We start from the raw sequence: 2,645 nt of genomic DNA, 5'->3' as shown, positions 1-2,645 counted from the left end.
GGGGGGGGGGGGGGGGGGGGGGGGGGGGGGGGGGGGGGGGGGGGGGGGGGGGGGCTGGGGGGGGGGGGGGGGGGGGGGGGGGGGGGGGGGGCTTTTTTGGGGGGGGGGGGGGGGGGGGGGGCGGGGCCCCCCCCCCCCCCCCGGGCCCCGAGCTTTCAACACCATCTACCGGCTGGGCCGGCCTTCTTCGTCCGCAGGTTCCGCCTGGGAGGGCGGGGTTGCGGAGATCGTGACTGCGTGACCGGGGACCACCTTCCAATCCGGGGCCTGCGGTACCCGAGCGGACTTCTCATTCGCCCGGGCGATCTTGATGGCGTTCGGCTCCTTACCTTCGGTTACTCGGTGGTAGTGCTGGATACCGCGGGTACTGCTCACAGCCCTCCCAGGGCCGTGTCCTGCTTGACCTGCTTGCACGGCAGTTCGTGTCTGCCGTGCCCCTTCGACTTCTTGAGTACGACGAAAACAATAACCCCGTGACGCACCAAAGTCTACTGTTCCCATGACAGATTTCCTCCGGGGCCGATGCGTGGATACCTGTTGCACGTCCCCATGAAGCTTGCTGTCCCGGTCGAAGACCGGCGGCCACACGCTCAGCTGGCGGCACAACCGACTCGAGGCGGGTGGCATCGCATGAGTGAGCCCCTCCCCTGGCAGGCCGACCACCTGCTCCCGCAAGCCGGCAGCCAAGCAGAGACATGGCCTGGTGACAGCCCGGAGTCCCCCCGGAGACCGACGCCAAGAACTCGCTTCTTCTCGTGGCCAGGGCGTCACACTGTCGAGGTGGATCCTGACCTCTGTCCCGATCTGGCCGCTGCAGGCAGCCTGGCCGCCGCTCTGGAGCGCGTGGCAGCAGAGCTGGCCAAAGATGTGAGAGTGGTGCCCGGCGACTGGGAGACGTCTGTCTCGGCGGTCAGCCCGCCCCCGGTGCCGTTCCGCCGACCGCTCTCCGTTGTTCTCGCCGCGAAAACGCGCCTCTTCCTGCTGAAAGGCAGGAGCCGAGGGATCCAACTCATCCATGGAGCGACATCAGACCTCAGGGACGTCGTGCTGGCGGCAGTGGCCTGGGGGGAAGGCAGGAGCCTGAGCGAACTGCACGAGCTCTTCCCCTTCCTGGCCTCGGATGGGCTTGCGAAAGCGCATGAACGCGGGCCGGCCGCAGTCGTCGACCTCCAGTGGCAACTGTTGCGGGAACAGGCAGCTGGTGAGCCCGGTTTCCCCGAGTTCGGCCTGCTCGTGGAAGCAGCGCACGCCGAGCCGAGGCTGCGGCAGCTGTCCGCGTTCTCCAGCCACTGGACACTGGGTTTCAGCGCCTGTACTGGCCACTCGTCCAAGGTGGAGGTTGCGGTCGTCCCCGCGTACAACGGCCGCCCCTATCGGGTTCAGGATTTCCTTCACGAGGGCGTGATCGGCGAGGCGGAAACGCCGGAAGAGGCTGTCGCCCTGGCGATTGGCCACCTTCCCGTGGATGTCGGTCCAGCCGTCGCCGGAGCCGACGATCTGTGAGGGGGAGGACACCTCACCAAGTCAGGCGCCGATAGTGGACAGTGCCACTGAGATGCCTGCGAAGCCCTGAGCCAGCGGTGGCGTCCGAGTCGCTGTGAGGATTCCACGCCGCAGGAGGCACAGGGTCGTGGGTGATCCGCCACCGCCTGAGGTGGGGCCGTCGAGGTGGTCCCTTGGCGGGTCACGGGGCCGCTTGGTCTCTTCCGCCGGGACATCTGGGACGTGTGCGCGCAGCAGGAGGTGGGAGTACTTCCGCAGCGTGAACCCCGGGTCTGAGCACACCAGTTGCCGGACGGTCCCCCGCTGGAGAGCGGACTGACAGGTCAGGCGGGGGACTTGGCGACGCTCAGGCTGGGGATGCCGGCGTTGCGCAGACGGAGCACGCTTCCGTTGAGGCGCATCAGGGGCTGGACCAGGAGGTCGACCACGACGAGGAAACAGACCGTGCCGATGCCGACGGGCCCGCCGAGCAGCCATCCGCTCGCGAGGAGGAACAGTTCGGTGCTGCACTTGGCCGCCCAGAACGGCATGCGCCAGTGCTCGGTCATGCTGATCGACACCAGGTCCATGGCCCGGATTCCGATGCCGCCGAGGATGATCAGCGAGGAACCGTACGCGCACAGCAGGCTGCCGAGGAGCATCAGGACGACGGGGGCCACGGGCAGCGCGGCGAGGTCTGCGGCACGGGCGAGGTCGATGAGGCTGCCGCAGAAGAAGAAGGTCACGAACGGCGAGATCACCGGGCGGCGGCGGTTCCAGGCAGCCCAGACGGCGATGCACAGGGCGGCGAAGAGCGCCTGGGCGATGCCGATGGTCAGCGGCAGATGTTCGAGCAGACCCAGCGAGAAGACGTCGAGCGGGTCGGTGCCCAGGTCCGACTTGATGAAGCAGGAAGCGCCGTAGGAGAAGGACACGCACCCGGCCAGATAGGCCGCATACTGCGAACGGTCGTAGCGGAGCAACTGTTTCGGTGACCCGGGTGTCGCCGGCTTGGCCATGGACGTGCCTCCACGATGTCGGGTGAACGGCGTCTGGGCAGCGGGCAGCGGCCTGGGGGGGGGGGGGGGGGGGGGGGGGGGGGGGGGGGGGGGGGGGGGGGGGGGGGGGGGGGGGGGGGGGGGGGGGGGGGGGGGGGGGGGGGG

Annotated in this window: 2 protein-coding genes; one reads left to right on the top strand and one right to left on the bottom strand. The window is 69.4% G+C overall.

Annotation, left to right across the window (positions count from 1 at the left end; genetic code table 11):
- The first annotated feature begins 780 nt into the window (after window positions 1–780).
- Window positions 781–1,503: a DUF6193 family natural product biosynthesis protein gene (locus tag AC067M_RS45750; RefSeq protein WP_478702910.1), complete on the top strand. Its 723-nt coding sequence runs from the start codon at window positions 781–783 to the stop codon at window positions 1,501–1,503.
- Between the two features lie 323 nt (window positions 1,504–1,826).
- On the opposite strand, the gene AC067M_RS45745 is transcribed toward AC067M_RS45750, so the two are convergent.
- A complete protein-coding gene (locus AC067M_RS45745) occupies window positions 1,827–2,501 on the bottom strand; it encodes a YczE/YyaS/YitT family protein (RefSeq protein WP_478702909.1) in 675 nt (224 codons plus the stop codon).
- Between the last annotated feature and the right edge of the window lie 144 nt (window positions 2,502–2,645).

The sequence above is a fragment of the Streptomyces sp. NPDC043427 genome (assembly GCF_056436655.1).
This window is presented reverse-complemented; position numbering and strand designations above follow the sequence as displayed.

Bases quoted from the DNA above. Each gene is read 5' to 3' on its own strand.
- AC067M_RS45745 (WP_478702909.1), bottom strand. From the start codon at position 2,501: ATGGCCAAGCCGGCGACACCCGGGTCACCGAAACAGTTGCTCCGCTAC.